Annotated in this window: 18 protein-coding genes; 10 read left to right on the top strand and 8 right to left on the bottom strand. The window is 65.3% G+C overall.

The window, feature by feature from the left end; translation table 11 throughout:
* Positions 1-3 precede the first annotated feature (3 nt).
* From AC2FL1_RS06480 to AC2FL1_RS06465, 4 genes are all read left to right on the top strand, one after another.
* Positions 4-1,137, top strand: coding sequence for a bifunctional 2-C-methyl-D-erythritol 4-phosphate cytidylyltransferase/2-C-methyl-D-erythritol 2,4-cyclodiphosphate synthase (locus tag AC2FL1_RS06480; protein ID WP_496876341.1), 1,134 nt, complete (start codon positions 4-6; stop codon positions 1,135-1,137).
* Positions 1,134-1,631, top strand: coding sequence for a phosphatidylglycerophosphatase A family protein (locus AC2FL1_RS06475; protein WP_496876340.1), 498 nt, complete (start codon positions 1,134-1,136; stop codon positions 1,629-1,631). The genes AC2FL1_RS06480 and AC2FL1_RS06475 overlap by 4 nt, the downstream gene beginning before the upstream one ends.
* Positions 1,628-2,107: a CinA family protein gene (locus tag AC2FL1_RS06470; protein ID WP_496823767.1), complete on the top strand. Its 480-nt coding sequence runs from the start codon at positions 1,628-1,630 to the stop codon at positions 2,105-2,107. Before AC2FL1_RS06475 ends, AC2FL1_RS06470 begins: the two co-directional genes overlap by 4 nt.
* Positions 2,108-2,261: 154 nt before the next feature.
* Positions 2,262-3,443 (top strand): ammonium transporter, encoded by a 1,182-nt coding sequence (locus AC2FL1_RS06465; RefSeq protein WP_496876339.1) that lies wholly within the window; start codon positions 2,262-2,264, stop codon positions 3,441-3,443.
* Between the two features lie 164 nt (positions 3,444-3,607).
* On the opposite strand, the gene AC2FL1_RS06460 is transcribed toward AC2FL1_RS06465, so the two are convergent.
* On the bottom strand, positions 3,608-4,903 hold the full coding sequence (locus AC2FL1_RS06460) for an MmgE/PrpD family protein (RefSeq protein WP_496876338.1): 1,296 nt from the start codon (positions 4,901-4,903) through the stop codon (positions 3,608-3,610).
* A 46-nt stretch (positions 4,904-4,949) separates the two neighbouring features.
* A complete protein-coding gene (locus AC2FL1_RS06455; RefSeq protein ID WP_496876337.1) occupies positions 4,950-5,396 on the bottom strand; it encodes a type II toxin-antitoxin system RatA family toxin in 447 nt (148 codons plus the stop codon).
* A gap of 74 nt (positions 5,397-5,470) precedes the next feature.
* On the opposite strand from AC2FL1_RS06455, the gene hpt reads away from it, so the two are divergent.
* A complete protein-coding gene (hpt, locus tag AC2FL1_RS06450; protein ID WP_496823774.1) occupies positions 5,471-6,013 on the top strand; it encodes a hypoxanthine phosphoribosyltransferase in 543 nt (180 codons plus the stop codon).
* 60 nt (positions 6,014-6,073) lie between these two features.
* Here the strand turns inward: hpt and AC2FL1_RS06445 are convergent, their stop codons facing one another.
* Positions 6,074-6,934 (bottom strand): LysR family transcriptional regulator, encoded by an 861-nt coding sequence (locus AC2FL1_RS06445; protein WP_496876336.1) that lies wholly within the window; start codon positions 6,932-6,934, stop codon positions 6,074-6,076.
* Between the two features lie 100 nt (positions 6,935-7,034).
* Here AC2FL1_RS06445 and AC2FL1_RS06440 point away from each other — a divergent pair, with 100 nt between their 5' ends.
* Positions 7,035-7,511: a c-type cytochrome gene (locus AC2FL1_RS06440; RefSeq protein ID WP_011047825.1), complete on the top strand. Its 477-nt coding sequence runs from the start codon at positions 7,035-7,037 to the stop codon at positions 7,509-7,511.
* A gap of 58 nt (positions 7,512-7,569) precedes the next feature.
* Positions 7,570-8,454, top strand: coding sequence for a c-type cytochrome (locus AC2FL1_RS06435; RefSeq protein WP_496876335.1), 885 nt, complete (start codon positions 7,570-7,572; stop codon positions 8,452-8,454).
* Here AC2FL1_RS06435 and AC2FL1_RS06430 read toward each other — a convergent pair.
* Both AC2FL1_RS06430 and lipA read right to left on the bottom strand, forming a co-directional pair.
* Complete coding sequence (locus AC2FL1_RS06430; protein WP_496876334.1) at positions 8,432-9,604, bottom strand: amidohydrolase; 1,173 nt, start codon at positions 9,602-9,604, stop codon at positions 8,432-8,434. The two genes, AC2FL1_RS06435 and AC2FL1_RS06430, sit on opposite strands and share 23 nt — an antisense overlap.
* A complete protein-coding gene (gene lipA / locus AC2FL1_RS06425; RefSeq protein WP_496823780.1) occupies positions 9,601-10,551 on the bottom strand; it encodes a lipoyl synthase in 951 nt (316 codons plus the stop codon). The genes AC2FL1_RS06430 and lipA overlap by 4 nt, the downstream gene beginning before the upstream one ends.
* 197 nt (positions 10,552-10,748) lie before the next feature.
* On the opposite strand from lipA, the gene AC2FL1_RS06420 reads away from it, so the two are divergent.
* Complete coding sequence (locus AC2FL1_RS06420) at positions 10,749-11,297, top strand: peroxiredoxin (RefSeq protein ID WP_496823781.1); 549 nt, start codon at positions 10,749-10,751, stop codon at positions 11,295-11,297.
* 155 nt (positions 11,298-11,452) lie between these two features.
* Positions 11,453-12,088: an aquaporin gene (locus tag AC2FL1_RS06415; protein ID WP_496823782.1), complete on the top strand. Its 636-nt coding sequence runs from the start codon at positions 11,453-11,455 to the stop codon at positions 12,086-12,088.
* Here AC2FL1_RS06415 and AC2FL1_RS06410 read toward each other — a convergent pair.
* Positions 12,085-13,047 carry a hydrogen peroxide-inducible genes activator gene (locus AC2FL1_RS06410; protein WP_496876333.1) on the bottom strand — a complete coding sequence of 321 codons (963 nt, stop codon included), beginning with the start codon at positions 13,045-13,047 and terminating at the stop codon, positions 12,085-12,087. The genes AC2FL1_RS06415 and AC2FL1_RS06410 overlap by 4 nt on opposite strands.
* A gap of 41 nt (positions 13,048-13,088) precedes the next feature.
* Positions 13,089-14,243: a DUF6456 domain-containing protein gene (locus tag AC2FL1_RS06405; RefSeq protein WP_496876332.1), complete on the bottom strand. Its 1,155-nt coding sequence runs from the start codon at positions 14,241-14,243 to the stop codon at positions 13,089-13,091.
* A 240-nt stretch (positions 14,244-14,483) separates the two neighbouring features.
* Here AC2FL1_RS06405 and AC2FL1_RS06400 point away from each other — a divergent pair, with 240 nt between their 5' ends.
* On the top strand, positions 14,484-14,783 hold the full coding sequence (locus AC2FL1_RS06400; RefSeq protein WP_496823788.1) for a DUF6477 family protein: 300 nt from the start codon (positions 14,484-14,486) through the stop codon (positions 14,781-14,783).
* A 1-nt stretch (position 14,784) separates the two neighbouring features.
* Here AC2FL1_RS06400 and AC2FL1_RS06395 read toward each other — a convergent pair whose 3' ends face one another.
* A complete protein-coding gene (locus tag AC2FL1_RS06395; RefSeq protein ID WP_496823789.1) occupies positions 14,785-16,329 on the bottom strand; it encodes a trimethylamine methyltransferase family protein in 1,545 nt (514 codons plus the stop codon).
* Positions 16,330-16,334: the final 5 nt, after the last annotated feature.

The raw sequence follows: 16,334 nt of genomic DNA, 5'->3' as shown, positions 1-16,334 counted from the left end.
GCCATGACCACAGCCGCCATCATCGTAGCCGCCGGGCGCGGCACCCGCGCGGGTTGTGGCGTGCCGAAACAATGGCGCCCGCTGGCCGGGCGCCGGGTGGCCGACTGGACGCTGGAACGCTTTGAGATTCCGCAAATCGGTCATGTGGTTCTGGTGTTGCATCCCGAGGACCACGATGCGTGGGAGGAATTCGCCCAGACCTCGCTGATCCTCGCACCGGGCGGCTCTGATCGTGCGGGCTCGGTCCGCAACGGGCTGGCGGCGCTGGCGGATCTCGGCATCACCAAGGTCCTGATCCATGACGTGGCGCGGCCCTGCGTTTCAAAGGACACCATTCGCGCCGTACTGGACGCGCTCGACGGCCATCCCGGCGCGGCGCCGGGACTGGCGGTGACCGATGCGCTCTGGACCGGGGCCGAGGGTCTGGTGACCGGCACCCGCGACCGTGACGGGCTGTTTGCTGCGCAGACGCCGCAGGGCTTTCGCTATGGCGCCATCGTCGCGGCCCATGCCGCCCATCCTGGCGCTGCGGCGGATGATGTCGAGGTGGCGCGCGCCGCCGGGCTGAGGGTGGCCATCGTACCCGGCGACCCGGACAACCTGAAAATCACGCGGGCCGAGGATTTCGCCCGCGCCGAACGGATATTGAGGCAGGATATGGATGTAAGGCTTGGCAACGGATATGACGTGCACCGGTTCGGACCGGGCGATCACGTGATCCTCTGCGGTATCAGGGTGCCGCATGACCGGGGCCTGCAAGGGCATTCCGACGCCGATGTGGGCATGCATGCGGTCACTGACGCGCTTTATGGCGCCCTGGCCGAGGGCGATATCGGCCGCCATTTCCCCCCCTCGGACCCACAATGGAAGGGCGCGGCCAGCGAGATTTTCCTGCGCCATGCGGTCGATCTGGTGCGCGCGCGTGGGTTCATTGTGTCGAACATCGACTGCACGCTGGTTTGCGAATACCCCAAGATCGGCCCGCACGCCGTTGCAATGCAACAGGAAATGGCCCGGATCATGGAGCTGGATGCAGGCCGTGTATCGGTCAAGGCCACCACCTCCGAGCGGTTGGGTTTCACCGGCCGGGGCGAAGGGATCGCCGCGCTGGCCACCGCCTGTCTGGTGAAACCATGAACGCCGCAACGCTGATCGGCACCGTCGGCGGCGTCGGTTATCTGCGGCCCGCGCCGGGCACATGGGGTTCGCTGGCGGCGCTGCCGCTGGCCTGGGTCCTGCATCAGCTGGGCGGCTTTCCCCTGCTGGCGCTGGCCACTGCGGGCGCCTATTTCGCCGGACTCTGGGCGACGCGGGTGATGACCGAGGGTAAGGCCGATCACGACCCCTCGGAAATCGTCATCGACGAGGTGGCGGGCCAGTTCCTGGCGCTCTGGGCGCTGTCCCTGCCCGCCTGGTTGCACGGGCTCGACATCTCGGTGCTCTGGCCCGGCTGGATCGCGGCCTTTGTCCTGTTTCGCCTGTTCGACATCACCAAGCCCGGCCCGGTCGGCTGGGCCGACCGCCGGGGCGACCCGATGGGAGTGATGCTGGACGATATCATCGCCGGTCTTTTTGCCGCCATGTGCACTGCCCTGCTGGCGGGCTTTTCTCATGGAGTACTGGGCCTATGACTGTTGCCGACCTGCTGGAGCGTGCCCGAAAACAGGGCACCAAGATCGCCACCGCCGAAAGCTGTACGGGCGGCATGGTGATCGCCGCCCTGACCGACATTCCCGGAAGTTCCGACGTTGTCGAACGCGGGTTCGTCACCTATTCCAACAGTGCCAAACAAGAGATGCTGGGCGTGCGCAAGGCCACGCTCGACTCGTATGGCGCGGTGTCCGAACAGGTCGCGCGTGAAATGGCCGAGGGCGCGCTGGATCATTCCCGCGCCATGCTGGCCGTGTCGATCACCGGCATCGCCGGCCCAGGCGGATCCGAGTTCAAGCCCGAAGGCCGGGTCTGTTTCGCGCTGGCGGGCGATGGCATCGCCACCAGCAGCGAGACAGTCGAGTTCGGCGCGTTGGGCCGCGCACAGGTACGCACCGCCGCCCGCGACCATGCCCTGGCGCTGCTGGGTCGCGGCCTTTCCATGATCGCTGCCTGAACCGGCAAAGCCCGGGCCGGAGCGCCACTTTTTTCATCACTTGAAAAAAAGCGGCAAAAACAGGCAGGTTTCCGGCAGGCCGCCTCTTTTTCCCGCGCCCTAAATCCGCACAACCGCTCTCACCACTCGCATTCGCAGCAAAGGAGAGCGGCCCATGAACGGAGCCGATACCGCCTGGATCATCGTGGCCACGGCCCTGGTCCTCTTCATGACATTGCCGGGGCTGGCCCTGTTCTATGGCGGCCTCGTGCGCGCCCGCAACGTGCTGAGCGTCTTCATGCACTGTTTCGCCATTGCCTGCCTGATGAGCGTGCTCTGGCTGGTGGCGGGCTACTCCATCGCCTTTGGCGGCGGTTCATCGGGGTTCTGGGGCGGGCTGGACAAGGTGATGCTGACCGGTGTCACCGCCGACAGCCTCAGCGGCACCCTGCCCGAGATCCTGTTCTTTGCCTTCCAGATGACATTCGCCATCATCACCCCCACCCTGATCGTCGGCGCCTATGTCGAGCGCGTGGGCTTCGGTTTTGTTCTCACCTTCTCGGGTCTCTGGATGCTGCTTTGCTATGCGCCAGTGGTGCACTGGATCTGGGGTGGCGGCATGCTGGCCGATGGCGGGATCTTCGGCGAAACTGGTGTCAAGGACTTCGCGGGCGGCATCGTGGTGCACGAAACCGCGGGTCTGGCGGCCCTGATCATCGCTGTCGTGCTGGGGCCGCGCCGCAACCGTACCACTCCGCCGCATAATCCCGGTTTCGTGATGATCGGTGCGGCGATGCTGTGGGTGGGCTGGTTCGGCTTCAATGGCGGCTCGCAGCTGGCCGCCGATGGTGGCGCCGCCATGGCGCTGACCGTCACCCATATCTCGGCCGCCACCGCCTCGCTCAGCTGGGCGTTGTGGGAGCGGATCAAATACGGCAAGGCCTCGCTGGTCGGCCTCGTCACCGGAACCATCGCAGGTCTTGCCTCGATCACCCCGGCCAGCGGCTTCGTCGGCCCCACCGCAGCACTGCTCATTGGCGCCGTCGCCGGTATCCTCTGCCAGGAGGCGGTGAACCTGGTGCGCAACTGGCTGAAGATCGACGACACGCTCGACGTCTTTGCCGTGCACGGGGTCGGCGGCATCTTTGGCACGCTCATGATCGCCGTGCTCGGCGCCGGCAGCTGGGCCGCTCAAATGGGCGGGCTGGTGATCGTGGGTGTCTTCACGGCCGTTGTCACCATCGTGTTGGTCAAGGTGGTTGCGCTCATCACCCCGCTTCGCGTAGATGCCGAGACCGAAACAAACGGGCTTGACCTCTCCGTTCATGGCGAGCGGGCCTATGACATGAGCAGCTGAGCCCACCTCGGCTGTTCCGATGCCCTCAAGGGGCTCAGGCGGATCTCTGAACAGGGGTCCGCCTTTTCTCTGGTCGGTACCTCAGCCTCTCCATGAAGACCCCCTCTTTCCTCTTGCTGTAAATATCCCCGCCGGAGGCATCGCGCGGCACGCGCGATACCGCTTCAGCCAGCGGTCAAACGCGACGCCAGATCAGCCGCCCCGCCGCCGGTGCGCAGCAAGGCCCAGATCTCGTCGGCGGCACCGCCCCCGATCAGCTTGACCGCCTTGGCACGCACGCGTTCCTCGCGCTCGGCAAGCGTCAGCGGCGCCATCAGGTCATGGCGCACCTCCTGTCGCTGACCGTCACGGCGCAAGAGCGACAGATGCGCCTGGGTCTCGCTCAGGCTCTCGTCGCCGATGACCTCCACCCGGTCGCGCAGCTGGATCAGCCGGGGATCTGCGCAAATGGCATCGCTATAGCTGTCAAGCCGCGCGGTATCATGCCCCAGCGCCCGCATCGCCAGAACCGTGCCATAGGAGAACTTGGCCCCCAACCCGGTGCTGGGCGCCTGCTGGTTACACACGCTCAGCCAGCGCGGATGGGTGCGAACCGTCAATGTGGCCACCTCGGGCGCGGCGATATCCAGGCTGCGCGCCACCTCGAGCGCCGCATGCAGCCCGTGACAGCAAGCATGAAACTTGTGGCTCACCTGTTCGAACAGCCAGCTTTCACCCAGCCCCTCCAGCGCCGACATCTCGCCCGCGCCGTGATGGGTGGCGCCAAAGCCGTAGTCGCCCTCCAGCGCCAGCGGATTGGCATCAAAACCGCGTCGCACCAGCTCCACCGCCTCGATCCCGGCGGCAGCGGCCAGACCCGCGTTATAGGGTTTGCCCATGGTGCCGAACTGCGCCTTGAGCCCGGCGGCGCGCGTGGCGGTCAGGCCAAGCGCCTGCGCCATCCGCTGCGGCGTCAATCCGGCCAGCCGCCCGGCAGCGGCGGCGGCGCCAAAGGCGCCAGCGGTGGCGGTCTGGTGAAACCCCGCCTGATAATGCCCGCGCCCCAGCCAGAGGCCGACGCGCACCGACAGTTCCATCCCAACCAGCGCCGCCTCCAACAGTTCGACAATCGCGGCATCGCGCGCCTCGGCCATGGCCAGTACGGCGGGAAACACCGCCACAGATGGGTGGCCGATATGGGCGAAATGAGTGTCGTCGTAATCCAGTGCATGGGACACGGTGCCATTGACCAGCGCAGCCCCTCGCAGGGGTGCCGCGCCGCCGCCGAACAGATGCGCGCGCCCGGCGCCACCCTCCTCCAACACCATCTCGCGCAGGATGCGCGAAACCGGCTCCTCGACCCCGGCCCGACCGACCGCGATCCAGTCAAGCGCGGACAGCGACGTGACCAGCCGGGCGGCGGGCGTCGTGGAAATGGAACCAGTGGCGAAGTCGGCAAGGGTGCGTGTCAACTCAGGCATGACGCGCAGTCTAGCGTCGGACGGACCCGCGTAAAGAGGGCATCGCTCAGCCGTAAAGCGCCCTTGCGCGTTCCTCGAAGGCGCGCACGATCCGGTGCATCGCCTCGTTGAAGACGAGGCCGATCACCCCTTGCAGGATGGCGTTCCTGAATTCGAAATCCACGTGAAAGGAGACGTCGCAGCCCCCCTCGGGCGCATCGGCAAAGGCCCAGTCGGATTTCAGGTATTTGAACGGCCCGTCCAGGTATTCGGTATCGATCCGCATCTCGGCTGGAAACAGGGTCACCCGGCTGCCGAACCGCTCGCGGAAAACCTTGAACGAGATCACCAGATCGGCCTCCATCACCTGCGCCGCGCCCTGCGGCGTGATGCTGCGGATCCGGGCGGCCGCGCACCAGGGCAGGAACTGCGGATACTTCGCCACATCGGCAACCAGATCGTACATCTGCTGGGCGGTATAGGGCAGGCGACGTGTTTCCGAATGTGTGGGCATCTGTCCTTGGGTATTTGTTGGTGACAATGGCGCGTGATTTCGTATGTTGCGCGCCAAAGATCAAGGGGGCTGCGATGACTGACCGCGCTTATGTGATTGACGAGATGATCTCGGCCAAGGCCATCGCGGCGCGGATCGAGGCGCTGTGCCGTGAGATCCAGACCGAGTTCGCCGATACCGACAAGCTGGTCGTGGTGGGCCTGTTGCGCGGCAGTTTCGTGTTCATCGCCGATCTGGTGCGCGAGCTCGACCTGCCGATCGAGGTCGATTTCCTCGAAGCCTCCTCTTATGGCGACGCGATGGAATCGAGCCGCGAGGTGCGCATCCTCAAGGATCTGCGCAGCCCGATCGAGGGGCGCGACGTGCTGGTGGTCGAGGATATCGTCGATACCGGCCATACTCTGAACCATGTCACTCATCTCTTGCTCAGCCGGATGCCCAAGCGGCTGAAATCCATTGCGCTGCTGGACAAACCCAGCCGGCGCGAAGTGGATTTCCGCTCCGACTGGATCGGCTTCGAGATCCCCGATGAGTTTGTGGTGGGCTATGGCATCGACTTTGCCCAACGCAACCGCAACCTGCCCTTCATCGGCAAGGTCCGCTTTACCGAGGCCTGATACGGCGCGTTGCCTGCGCGGCGCAATCCAAGAAAATTCGTCGAATTTTCTTGCCCCGGCTCACGGGCCGAGTTGCGCCGCCCGGTCTCGAAGCGCCTGGCAGAGCAGGCCACGAACCCGGATCAGGCGCGGCACATCGGCCAGTTCCTCGTGGCAGGCGACCCAGATCGGGGTTGCGGTCTCGGGTGGCAGTCCGACATCAAGCCGTACCAATCGGGGGTCGTTGCGGGCGATGAAACAGGGTAGCAACGCCCGGCCCAGCCCCTGCGCCACCATCTCGCGCAGCACCAGGAAACTGTCGGCCGATCCGATTGCCGCCCCAGGCTCAAGTTGCGGCTCCAACCAGGCCCAGGGTCGCGACCTCCGCATCGCTCCGTCGAAGCCGAGCCAGCCCGCGGTGTTGCAGCCCGGTGCCGCATAGGCGGCAAATGCCATGCTGACCGGGCTTTCGCCCACCAGCCCCTCGGGCAGCACCGGCGCCGGGCGCAGGGTCAGTTCGGCCTCGAGCCGCGACAGGTTCAGATGGCTGTTGGTCGAGATCAGCGATAGCCGCAATTCCCCCGCACTCTGGTGCAGATCGGCGAGGATCTCGGGCAGCAGGCTCTGGCACAGCGTATCGGTGGAAGTCACCCGCACGTGGCCGGCCAGGGGCGCGTCCAGCCCCTGCGCCAGCTGGTGTACCGACTGCACGGCCTGCCCCACCTCGCGCGCTGCCGCGATCAGACGCAGCCGATCGGGTCTCAGAACATAGCCACGCGGGGTCCGGTCGAACACCTGGGTGCCGACACTCTCCTCAAAGGCGGCGATCCGGCGCAAAACGGTGGCGTGATTGACCCCCATCCGCCGGGACGCCCCCGCCACACTACCCGCCTCGACCACCGCCAAGACAAATTGCAGGTCGTCCCAGTTCAATCTGTGCAAGATTTAAGACCCTTTAACCAGAAATGCAGACTATCCGCTAAGATTAACACAAGTACACTTGGGGATGTTGTCATTATCTTTTTCGCAACGGAGACGGGACATGTTTGCAAAGACCAAGACCGCCATCGCCGCCGCCACGCTGTGTGCCGTGGGGGGGCTGGCCCTGGCCGGTAGCCACGCACAGGGCGAATTCGCGCGTGAAATCAAGGCCCGCCAGGCGCAGATGACGCTCTATGCCTTCAACCTGGGCATTCTTGGCGCCATGGCCAAAGGCGAAGCAGAATACGACGCCGAAGCCGCCGCGCTGGCCGCCAACAACCTGGCCGCCGCCAAGTCGATCTGGATGCCCACCGCCTGGCCCGCCGGGTCGGACAATGCCTCGGTCGAGGGCACCCGCGCCCTGCCCGCCATCTGGGCCGCTGATTCGGATATCGGCGCCAAGTCGCAGGCGATGGGTGAGGCGGTCGCGGCCCTGCAGGCCGCCGCCGGCACCGATCTCGAAGCGCTGCGTGGGGCCATCGGCCCGGTTGGCGCCTCTTGCGGCGGCTGCCACAAGCCCTTCCGCGCCGAAGAGTGACGCGCGCGCCGGTCCCGGCTAGACTGGGACCGGTTCCTTGTTTCTGACGGAGGCGCGGATGAAGCTCTTGCGCATCGGTGCGGTGCTGGCGCTTGCCGGCCTTGCGGTGTTCTGGCTGCTCACCCGGCCCGAACGCCTGGCTCAGAGCGCTTTGGACGGTGTCGCGGGTGATGCCGCGCGCGGTGCGCTGGTCTTTGCCGCTGCAGGTTGCGCCTCCTGCCACGCCGCGCCGGGGGCTGAGGGCGAAACGCGGCTGGTGCTGGCCGGGGGCGAGGGCTTTGCCAGCCCCTTCGGCACCTTCTATGCCCCCAATATCTCGCCCTCTCCGGAACACGGGATCGGCGGCTGGAGCGTGCTGGACCTGGCCAATGCGATGAAATACGGCACCTCGCCCGAGGGTCAGCATTACTATCCCGCGTTCCCCTTCGTTTCCTACGCCAACGCGGAACTGGGCGATATCGCCGATCTGTATGCCTATCTGATCACCCTGCCCGTCTCGGATACGCCCAGCCGCGCTCACGATGTGGGCTTTCCCTTCAACATCCGGCGGGGCCTGGGGATGTGGAAACAGCTCAACACGGGCAAGGGCTGGGTGATGTCCGATCCCGCCGACGACCAGATCGCGCGCGGGCGCTATCTGGTCGAGGCGCTGGGACATTGCGGCGAATGCCACACCCCGCGCGATGCACTGGGTGGATTGCAGCGTGACAAGTGGTTGTCCGGCGGGCCGATCCCCGGCAGCAAGGGCCGCTTTCCCGACCTGACGCCCAAAACGCTGAAATGGAGCGCCGAGGACATCGCCTATTACCTGGAAACCGGCTTCACCCCCGATTACGACAGCGCGGGCGGCGCCATGGCCGAGGTGATCCAGAACACCGCGCAACTGCCGCCCGAGGATCGCGCCGCAATCGCCGCCTATCTCAAGGCGCTGCCTGCGAATTGACCGGGCCGGTCCCCAGCACCGAACGCAGAGCGCGTTCAAAGATACCGGCCCCCACCGGGATCAGCGCATCGGGAAAATCATAGTCGGGATTGTGGAGTTGCGGATGACCGGTCCCGGCCCCCAGCCACAGCATTGCGGCCTCGGCCCCCTTGCCGAATTGCCCGAAATCCTCGGAGAATTTCTGCGGCACTTCGGTCAGGCGCAGCGGCACATCGCCCGCTCGGCAGGCCTCGGCCAGCAGATCAACGGCGACGGGATGGTTGGTGCAGGCCTCGAACACGTCGTCATAAGCGATCTCGACGCGCAGCCCCGCAGGGTCGGCATGGGCGAACACCAGCGCCTCGGCCTCACCCACCAGCGCCGCCATGCGCGCATCGGTGACAGTGCGCAACGTGACCCAGAGCGTGCCCTCGCCCGGCGCGACGCCGAATGTCGGCTCGCCCAGCCGGGCATGGGTGAGCGTGGTCAAAGCAAAGCCATCGTCCAGCGCCCCACCCGGACCCAGCGCCGCTAGCCGTGGCATCAACGCCGCCATCACACCCGCGGGTGACAGCCCATCCTGCGGCGCCGCCGCATGTGAGGTTTTGCCAAAAAGCCGGATCGCCATCCCGCGAGAGGCACAGTTGGCCGCACGCGCGCAAAGCTCGACCGTGCCCAGCGGCAATCCCGGCAGGTTGTGCAAGGACAGCACCGTGTCGGGCTCCACCTCGGCAAAGCGCGGATCGGCCCGCAGCGCCATGGCACCCTTGCCGGTTTCCTCGGCCGGTTGAAAGATCAGGATCGCTCGGCCCCGTGCCGGGCGCCGCATGGCCAGCGCCTCGGCCACCGCCAGAACGATGACCATATGACCGTCATGTCCGCAAAGATGCCCGTGGCCCGGCGTCTCGCTGGCATAGGCCAAGCCGGTCTCTTCGGGAATGGGCAGCGCGTCCAACTCGCAACGCACGCCAACGCTGGGCCCCGCGACGCCGCTGTCAAAGACCGCCACCACCCCGTGACCGCCCAGACCGGTCAGCACCCGGTCGGCGCCCATCTCGCGCAACTGACCCGCAACCATCGCAGCGGTGCGCCCCTCAGCGCCCGAGATCTCGGGCGCACGGTGCAGCGCATGGCGCAACGCGGTGAGCCGCGCCAGATCGTCGGGCGTCATGCCAGGCCGAGTTTCTTCTGCCGGGCGTCCCGCAGGCGCGCAAAATCGTCGCCCGCGTGGTAGGACGAGCGCGTCAGCGGCGTTGCCGAGACCATCAGGAAGCCCTTGCCATAGGCGGCTTTCTCATAAGACGCGAATTCTTCGGGCGTGACGAAACGGTCGACCCGGTGGTGTTTCGGCGTCGGTTGCAGGTACTGGCCGATGGTCAGGAAATCGATATCGGCGGCGCGCATGTCGTCCATCACCTGGCGCACCTGCTGTTCGGTCTCACCCAGGCCGACCATGATGCCGGATTTGGTAAAGATCGACGGGTCCAGCTCCTTGACCCGCTGGAGCAGGCGCAGCGAGTGGAAATAGCGCGCGCCGGGGCGCACCTCGGGGTACAGGCCCGGCACGGTTTCCAGATTATGGTTGAACACGTCGGGTTTCGCCTCGACCACCACTTCCAGCACCTCGGGCGCGCATTTCAGGAAATCGGGTGTCAGAATCTCGACCGTGGTCGAGGGGCTGCGATGCCGGATGGCACGAATGGTCTGGGCAAAATGCTCGGCACCGCCATCGGCCAGGTCGTCGCGGTCAACGCTGGTAATCACCACATGGTTCAGACCCAGTTTCTCGACCGCATGCGCCACCCGGCCTGGCTCGAACGCGTCCAGCGCATCGGGCCGCCCGGTGGCGATGTTGCAGAAGGTGCAGCCACGGGTACAGATCTCGCCCATGATCATCATGGTGGCGTGGCCCTGGCTCCAGCATTCGCCGACATTGGGGCATCCGGCTTCTTCACAGACAGTCACCAGGTTGTTGTCGCGCATGATCCGGCGGGTATCGGCATAACCCTTGCCCCCCGGCGCCTTGACCCGGATCCAGTCCGGTTTCTTGGGTTGCGACTGATCGGGGCGATGCGCCTTTTCAGGGTGGCGCTGCTCGGGGATCTTCAGGTCACGCACGGGTCGGTTTCCCTTGGCTGGAACGGTTGCGGCACCCTCTAACATAACGCGGCGTCACAAGTAAGGCCACTGCTGCATGACCGCCATGCATTCTCGGGGTGGCGCGATGCTGCACATGCAGCATTTCCCCGGTTGAAGCCGATCTGGAATCGCTCTAACCCTCGCCCGACCTATTGAAATTCCAAGGAGATCGTCTGATGAAGACCGGAGCATCCCTTCCCAATGTCACCTTCCGCACCCGCGTGCGCGACGAGGCCGTCGGCGGCCCGAACCCCTATCGCTGGCAGGACATGACCACCGCCGACTATTTCGCGGGCAAGCGCGTGGTGCTCTTTTCGCTGCCCGGCGCCTTCACCCCCACCTGCTCGACCTATCAGCTGCCCGGTTTCGAAAACGGCTTTGGCGATTTCCAGGCTCAGGGCATCGACGCGATCTATTGCATGTCCGTGAATGACAGCTTTGTCATGAACAAATGGGCCGAGGCGCAGGGGCTGAAGAACGTCGCCGTGATCCCCGATGGCTCGGGCGAGTTCACCCGCAAGATGGGCATGCTGGTTGACAAGGACAATCTGGGTTTTGGCATGCGCTCGTGGCGCTATGCGGCCATCGTCAATGACGGCAAGATCGAGGCCTGGTTCGAGGAACCCGGCCTGATGGACAACTGCCCCGAGGACCCCTATGGCGTCTCGTCGCCCGAAACCGTGCTGAATTGGCTGGTCGCGGCGAATAGCGAAATCGCCGCCTGACCCCTGGCCCCCACCATTTTTCGATACCCGCGCGACTTGCGCGGGTATTTTTTTGACTTTTTTCCCGTCCAGTGAGTTAGATTTTTTTCATAAGGCAAAAAGACACGGCAACTGCCGGCATATCAATTCAGGGGAATACCCCCACGGGAGGGAACATGAAAAAGAATATTGCAGAAGTGATCGGCACGTTCACGCTGGTCTTTATGAGCTTTTCGACCATTACCTTTATGGCCGATCAGGTGGGCGCGCTGGGCATCAGCCTGTCCTTTGGTCTGGCGGTGGTGGCCATGGCCTATGGCATCGGCCCGATCTCGGGCGCACATCTGAACCCGGCGGTCAGCATCGGCGCCTTCATGGCCGGGCGGATGTCGATGCCCGAGATGATCGGCTATTGGGTGGCGCAGGTCGTGGGCGGGCTGGCGGCGGCCTTTGTCATTCTCGCGATGAGCGGCGATCCCGCCATGGCCAAGAACATGATCGGCCCGCAGGGGCTGGCGGCGGCGCTGATCTTCGAGGTGGTGGCGACCTTCATCTTTGTTACCGTGATCCTTGGCGCAACCCAGGACGGGCATGCAACCCCAGTGGCCGGGCTGGCCATCGGCCTGACCCTGACGTTGATCCATATCGCGGGCATCGCCATCACCGGTGTCTCGGTCAACCCGGCCCGGTCCATCGCCAGCAACCTGTTCGACGGCGCGGCGTTGGCGCAGCTGTGGCTGTTCCTGGTGGCCCCGCTGGCCGGCGGCGCCCTGGCAGGCATCCTGCACAAGAACGGGTTGACACGCGCCTAGCCCACGGCACCCAGCCCTTCCGCCGGTTGCGGCGGAGGGGCCTTGCGCGCTTCGGTCACGATCCCCTCACCCACCTGTCGGATGATCCGCTCCAGATCGTCGAACCAGCGCGCCCGATAGGTCGAACTGCGCCGCACCAGCCCCACGGTACGGGACGGTTCCGGAGCTGGAAACCGATGCAGCCGCAGCCCCGGCACGGCGGCCAGTTCCGAGCGCGCGGCCAGTTCGGGCATCAGGGTGAGACCGAATCCCTCGGCCACCAATCTCGATAGTGTGGCCAACGACGAGGCGCCCATGTTGATCCCCGCCGCCGCCCGGTCATGGCCGCAGACCTCAAGCGCCTGATCGGTCAGGCAATGGCCATCCTCCAGCAACATCAGTTGCGCGGGTTGCAGATCGGTGGGGCGCAGCGCCTCGGCCCCCTGAGCCAGGCGCGCCAGACGGGCCTCGGACCCGGCCAGCAGGAAACGGTCGCGAAACAGCTCGACCGAGGTCAGCCCCGCCTGGGACACCGGCAGCGCCAGCACCGCCGCATCCAGCTCCCCTTTGTGAAGCGCCTGCAAGAGTTGTTCGGTGCGCGCCTCGCGCACATGCACCCGCAAAGACAGGTTCTGCGCCCTCAGTTCCGCCAGCACGCCGGGCAGCAGATAGGGCGCCATGGTGGGGATGAGGCCCAGAGACAGGCTTGCCGCACCTGCCTGATCCCGCGCGAACCGGTCCAGCCGGTCGGCACTGGCCAAAGCTTGATCGACCAGCGGCAGCACGCTGCGCCCCAGCGGTGTCATTACCACGTCGCGAGCGCGCCGCTCGACCAGCGGTCCGCCCAACACCTCTTCCAAAGCGCGGATCTGCACCGACAGCGCGGGTTGCGAGACGTGACAGGCTTCGGCCGCGCGACCAAAGTTGCGCTGCTCGACCAGGGCCTTGAAATAGTGGAGTTGCCGAAGGGTGAAACTCATAAGAGAAACATATCGCAATCATCCCCGGCAACAACCCGGATTTATCCGATCAGTCGATCGCGCCCGCTCTGTTCCTCGTAATGCCGCTTGAGCCGTTGCAGAGCAATCCGCAGCACGATCTTGCCCGAACGCGCCGACCAGCCCATGCGTTTCTCTGCCAGTTCCAGCCCTTCGAGGTAGCAGCAGCAGCGCAGCGCCACATCGCTCAGCCCCGGCCCCAGATCGGATAGCGCGCGCGCCACCCGGTCGCGGGCGGCCTCGGGGCCGTGGCCGATGCCGCTGTCGGGCTGAAAGCCTCCCCGCGCGCCGCCGGTCAGGAACCGGTCCCAGTTCTGCGAGATGTTGGGACCCATCTGCGCCAGTTCGAAATCCTCGCGCAGCCGCTCGCCCGCCCGAACCAACGTATCATCCAGAAAGGGCTGACCATCGCGATCCTTGCGCCGGGCCAGCGCGATCAGCGGGCTTTCGGCCATGTTGTAGCGCACCCGGCGCGGCCGTTCGCCCGCCTCGCCATCGACAGTCTTGTCGCCCATCACCCGGTGTTGCGCGGCAAAGGGGCTTTGCGCCTCGGCGAACCCGTCCTGCGCGGCGCGGGCGCGATTCTCGGTCTCAGCCAGCAGTCGGCCAAGGGCGCCGCGCCCGGCGGTGGTCAGGTAATACCGGCTGATCCGACCCGGCTTGTCGCAGGCGATCCAGTCCTTGAGCGCCAGCGCCTGCGCCATCGCGCAGCTGACCACGGCGGTGCGGGTGTTGCCGCCCTTGCCGTCGTCGCGCACCACCACGGCCTTGTCCATATCTTCGGCCACCGCCAGTACCGCGCCGCTTTCGCACAGCCGTCGCAGGATACGCGTGGCCTCAAGGTCAAAGGTGGCGGCGTCGGGGGTCTCCTCGGTCTGTTGGGCGGGCTTCATCATCGGGGCGGTATCCTCTGGCTTGGACCCACCGCGCGAAACCGGCGATCTGCTGAGCTTCAGCGGCGGGAAATGGGCGGCCGCCAAAGCCTCGAGCGCCGCGTCCACCAGGGGATCGTCCCGCCGCATTTCGACCCGCCGAATCTGGCGCAGCACGGTCGAGGCATGACACCCCGCCCCGCGCGCCAGATCCCGGATCGAGAACCCCGCCTCGGTATGAGCCAGATAGCGCTGCGCGCTTTCGGGAACCCAGCCGGGGACGGCGTTTTCTGCCCAGTTACCCATCGTGTCCTACCCTCAAAGGCAAATTGACTGACCCTTTTATCCAGCAGTTATCCCCCGAGTTGCGCACACACCTTATGGTTGCATTGGTTACTCGTTCGTTAAGAAAGCCGCTGGTCAACCGATGATTGTTTCGAAAGGATAAACAGTTCTGAAGTCAGCGCTCGGTAGTTTCCACATCGAAGCAACACCCGCAAGGGTTGTGGCTAAAATGTGGCGAACGTTATCGGGAAAGGAACCTTCATGCAGGACCTGATGTACATGGTATCGCAACTGCGCCGCCCGCGCCTGCTGATCCGCGCCGCACGCTTTGGCCAGGCGGAATACAACCGCGACCGCCACCTGCAACGTATCCTTGGATACGGCAAGCTGCCGCGCCCAGCGGCGGCGCTGATACGGCTGTTGGAGCTGGAAAGGGTTCTGGACGAGCAGCGGCGCGCAGAGGATGCGGGATATTCGCTGCCCCGGCACGTGGACCTGCTGATCGCAATGATGGGCGAGGCGCAGCTGGTACAGACCAGCCACGCCCCGCATAACCCGTGACTTACATGAAGGCGTCGGGCATCGAGGCCTTCTTTTCGGCCACATAAGCCGCCAGCGCGTCAGCGATCTCGGGGTCGAGCGTGGGTTGCTGATAGGCGCCAAGCAGCTTGTCCACCCGGCTTGAGGCCAGCGCATAGGTGTCGCGCGCGCCCTCTTCCTCCCAAGTTTCGAACGGCTTGTAGTCGAGCAGTTCGGATTTCCAGAAGGCGGATTTGAAATTGGCCTGGGTATGGGCACAGCCAAGGTAGTGGCCGCCCGGCCCCACCTCGCGGATGGCGCCCATCGCCTGATGCTCGGCATCGACGGGAACGCCCTTGGCCAGCCCGTGCAATGCGCCCAGCTGGTCTGCGTCCATGACGAACTTCTCGAAATCCGCCACCAGGCCACCTTCGAGCCAACCACAGGCATGCAGCATGAAGTTCACGCCCGAGAGCAGCCCCATGTTGAGCGAGTTAGCCGTTTCGTAAGCCGCCTGTGCATCGGGCAGTTTCGAGCCGCAGAACGACCCCGCCGAGCGGAACGGAAGGCCAAGACGCCGCGCCAACTGACCGGCACCATAGGTGACGAGGCTTGCCTCGGGCGTACCAAAGGTGGGGGCGCCCGAATTCATGTCGATCGACGACACGAAGGCACCAAAGATCACCGGCGCGCCGGGGCGGATCAACTGGCTATAGGCGACACCGGCCAGAACCTCGGCCAGAACCTGGGTCAGCGTACCGGCTACCGAAACCGGTGCCATCGCGCCGCCGACGATGAACGGAGAGATGATGCAGGCCTGGTTGCTGGCCGCATAGACCTCGAGCGCGCCCATCATGATGTCGTCGAAGGTCATCGGCGAGTTGATGTTGACCAGCGAGGTCATCACCGTGTTGTCGCGCACGAACTCCTTGCCGAACAGGATCTCGCACATCTCGACCGAATCCTGCGCCCGTTCCGGCGCGGTAACCGACCCCATGAAGGGCTTGTCGCTCAGTGTCATATGCGCCATCAGCATGTCCAGGTGACGCTTGTTGACCGGAATGTCGGTGGGCTCGCACACGGTGCCGCCGGAATGGTGCAGCCATTTCGACATATAGGCCAGTTTCACGAATTTCTCGAAATCGGCCATCGTGGCATAGCGGCGCCCGCCCTGTGCATCGCGCACGAAGGGCGGGCCATAAACCGGCGCCAGCACCAGATTGCGACCGCCGATAACCACCGATTTCTCGGGATTACGGGCATGCTGGGTGAACTGGCTGGGTGCGGTGGAGCAAAGCTTGCGCGCCAGCCCGCGCGGAATCCGCACCCGCTCGTCCTCGACCTCGGCCCCGGCCGCGCGCCAGCGATCCAGCGCTGCGGGATTGTTGACGAAGTTGACACCGATCTCGGCCAGCACCGTCTCGGCATTGGTCTCGATGATTTCGAGGGCCTCTTCGTTGAGCACCTCGAAATTGGGGATGTTACGTTCGATATATTTGGCGGTCTCGATCACAACCGCCGAGCGTTCGGCACGGCGGGCGGCACCACCGCCGCCCCGGGCGCGCCGCCGGGTCATTGCCTCTTCCATGGTTG

Source organism: Ruegeria sp. YKSF070 (assembly GCF_059612725.1).
The sequence above is the reverse complement of the archived record's forward strand: the minus strand, read 5'-3'. Positions and strand labels throughout refer to the sequence as shown.

Excerpts from the sequence above, each read along its gene's own strand:
- AC2FL1_RS06440 (WP_011047825.1), top strand. The coding sequence starts at position 7,035 with ATGTTTGCAAAGACCAAGACCGCCATCGCCGCCGCCACGCTGTGTGCC.
- AC2FL1_RS06430 (WP_496876334.1), bottom strand. The coding sequence starts at position 9,604 with ATGACGCCCGACGATCTGGCGCGGCTCACCGCGTTGCGCCATGCGCTG.
- AC2FL1_RS06415 (WP_496823782.1), top strand. The coding sequence starts at position 11,453 with ATGAAAAAGAATATTGCAGAAGTGATCGGCACGTTCACGCTGGTCTTT.
- AC2FL1_RS06400 (WP_496823788.1), top strand. The coding sequence starts at position 14,484 with ATGCAGGACCTGATGTACATGGTATCGCAACTGCGCCGCCCGCGCCTG.
- AC2FL1_RS06475 (WP_496876340.1), top strand. The coding sequence starts at position 1,134 with ATGAACGCCGCAACGCTGATCGGCACCGTCGGCGGCGTCGGTTATCTG.
- AC2FL1_RS06435 (WP_496876335.1), top strand. The coding sequence starts at position 7,570 with ATGAAGCTCTTGCGCATCGGTGCGGTGCTGGCGCTTGCCGGCCTTGCG.
- AC2FL1_RS06410 (WP_496876333.1), bottom strand. The coding sequence starts at position 13,047 with ATGAGTTTCACCCTTCGGCAACTCCACTATTTCAAGGCCCTGGTCGAG.
- AC2FL1_RS06455 (WP_496876337.1), bottom strand. The coding sequence starts at position 5,396 with ATGCCCACACATTCGGAAACACGTCGCCTGCCCTATACCGCCCAGCAG.
- AC2FL1_RS06395 (WP_496823789.1), bottom strand. The coding sequence starts at position 16,329 with ATGGAAGAGGCAATGACCCGGCGGCGCGCCCGGGGCGGCGGTGGTGCC.
- AC2FL1_RS06420 (WP_496823781.1), top strand. The coding sequence starts at position 10,749 with ATGAAGACCGGAGCATCCCTTCCCAATGTCACCTTCCGCACCCGCGTG.
- AC2FL1_RS06405 (WP_496876332.1), bottom strand. The coding sequence starts at position 14,243 with ATGGGTAACTGGGCAGAAAACGCCGTCCCCGGCTGGGTTCCCGAAAGC.
- hpt (WP_496823774.1), top strand. The coding sequence starts at position 5,471 with ATGACTGACCGCGCTTATGTGATTGACGAGATGATCTCGGCCAAGGCC.
- AC2FL1_RS06470 (WP_496823767.1), top strand. The coding sequence starts at position 1,628 with ATGACTGTTGCCGACCTGCTGGAGCGTGCCCGAAAACAGGGCACCAAG.
- AC2FL1_RS06460 (WP_496876338.1), bottom strand. The coding sequence starts at position 4,903 with ATGCCTGAGTTGACACGCACCCTTGCCGACTTCGCCACTGGTTCCATT.
- AC2FL1_RS06480 (WP_496876341.1), top strand. The coding sequence starts at position 4 with ATGACCACAGCCGCCATCATCGTAGCCGCCGGGCGCGGCACCCGCGCG.
- AC2FL1_RS06465 (WP_496876339.1), top strand. The coding sequence starts at position 2,262 with ATGAACGGAGCCGATACCGCCTGGATCATCGTGGCCACGGCCCTGGTC.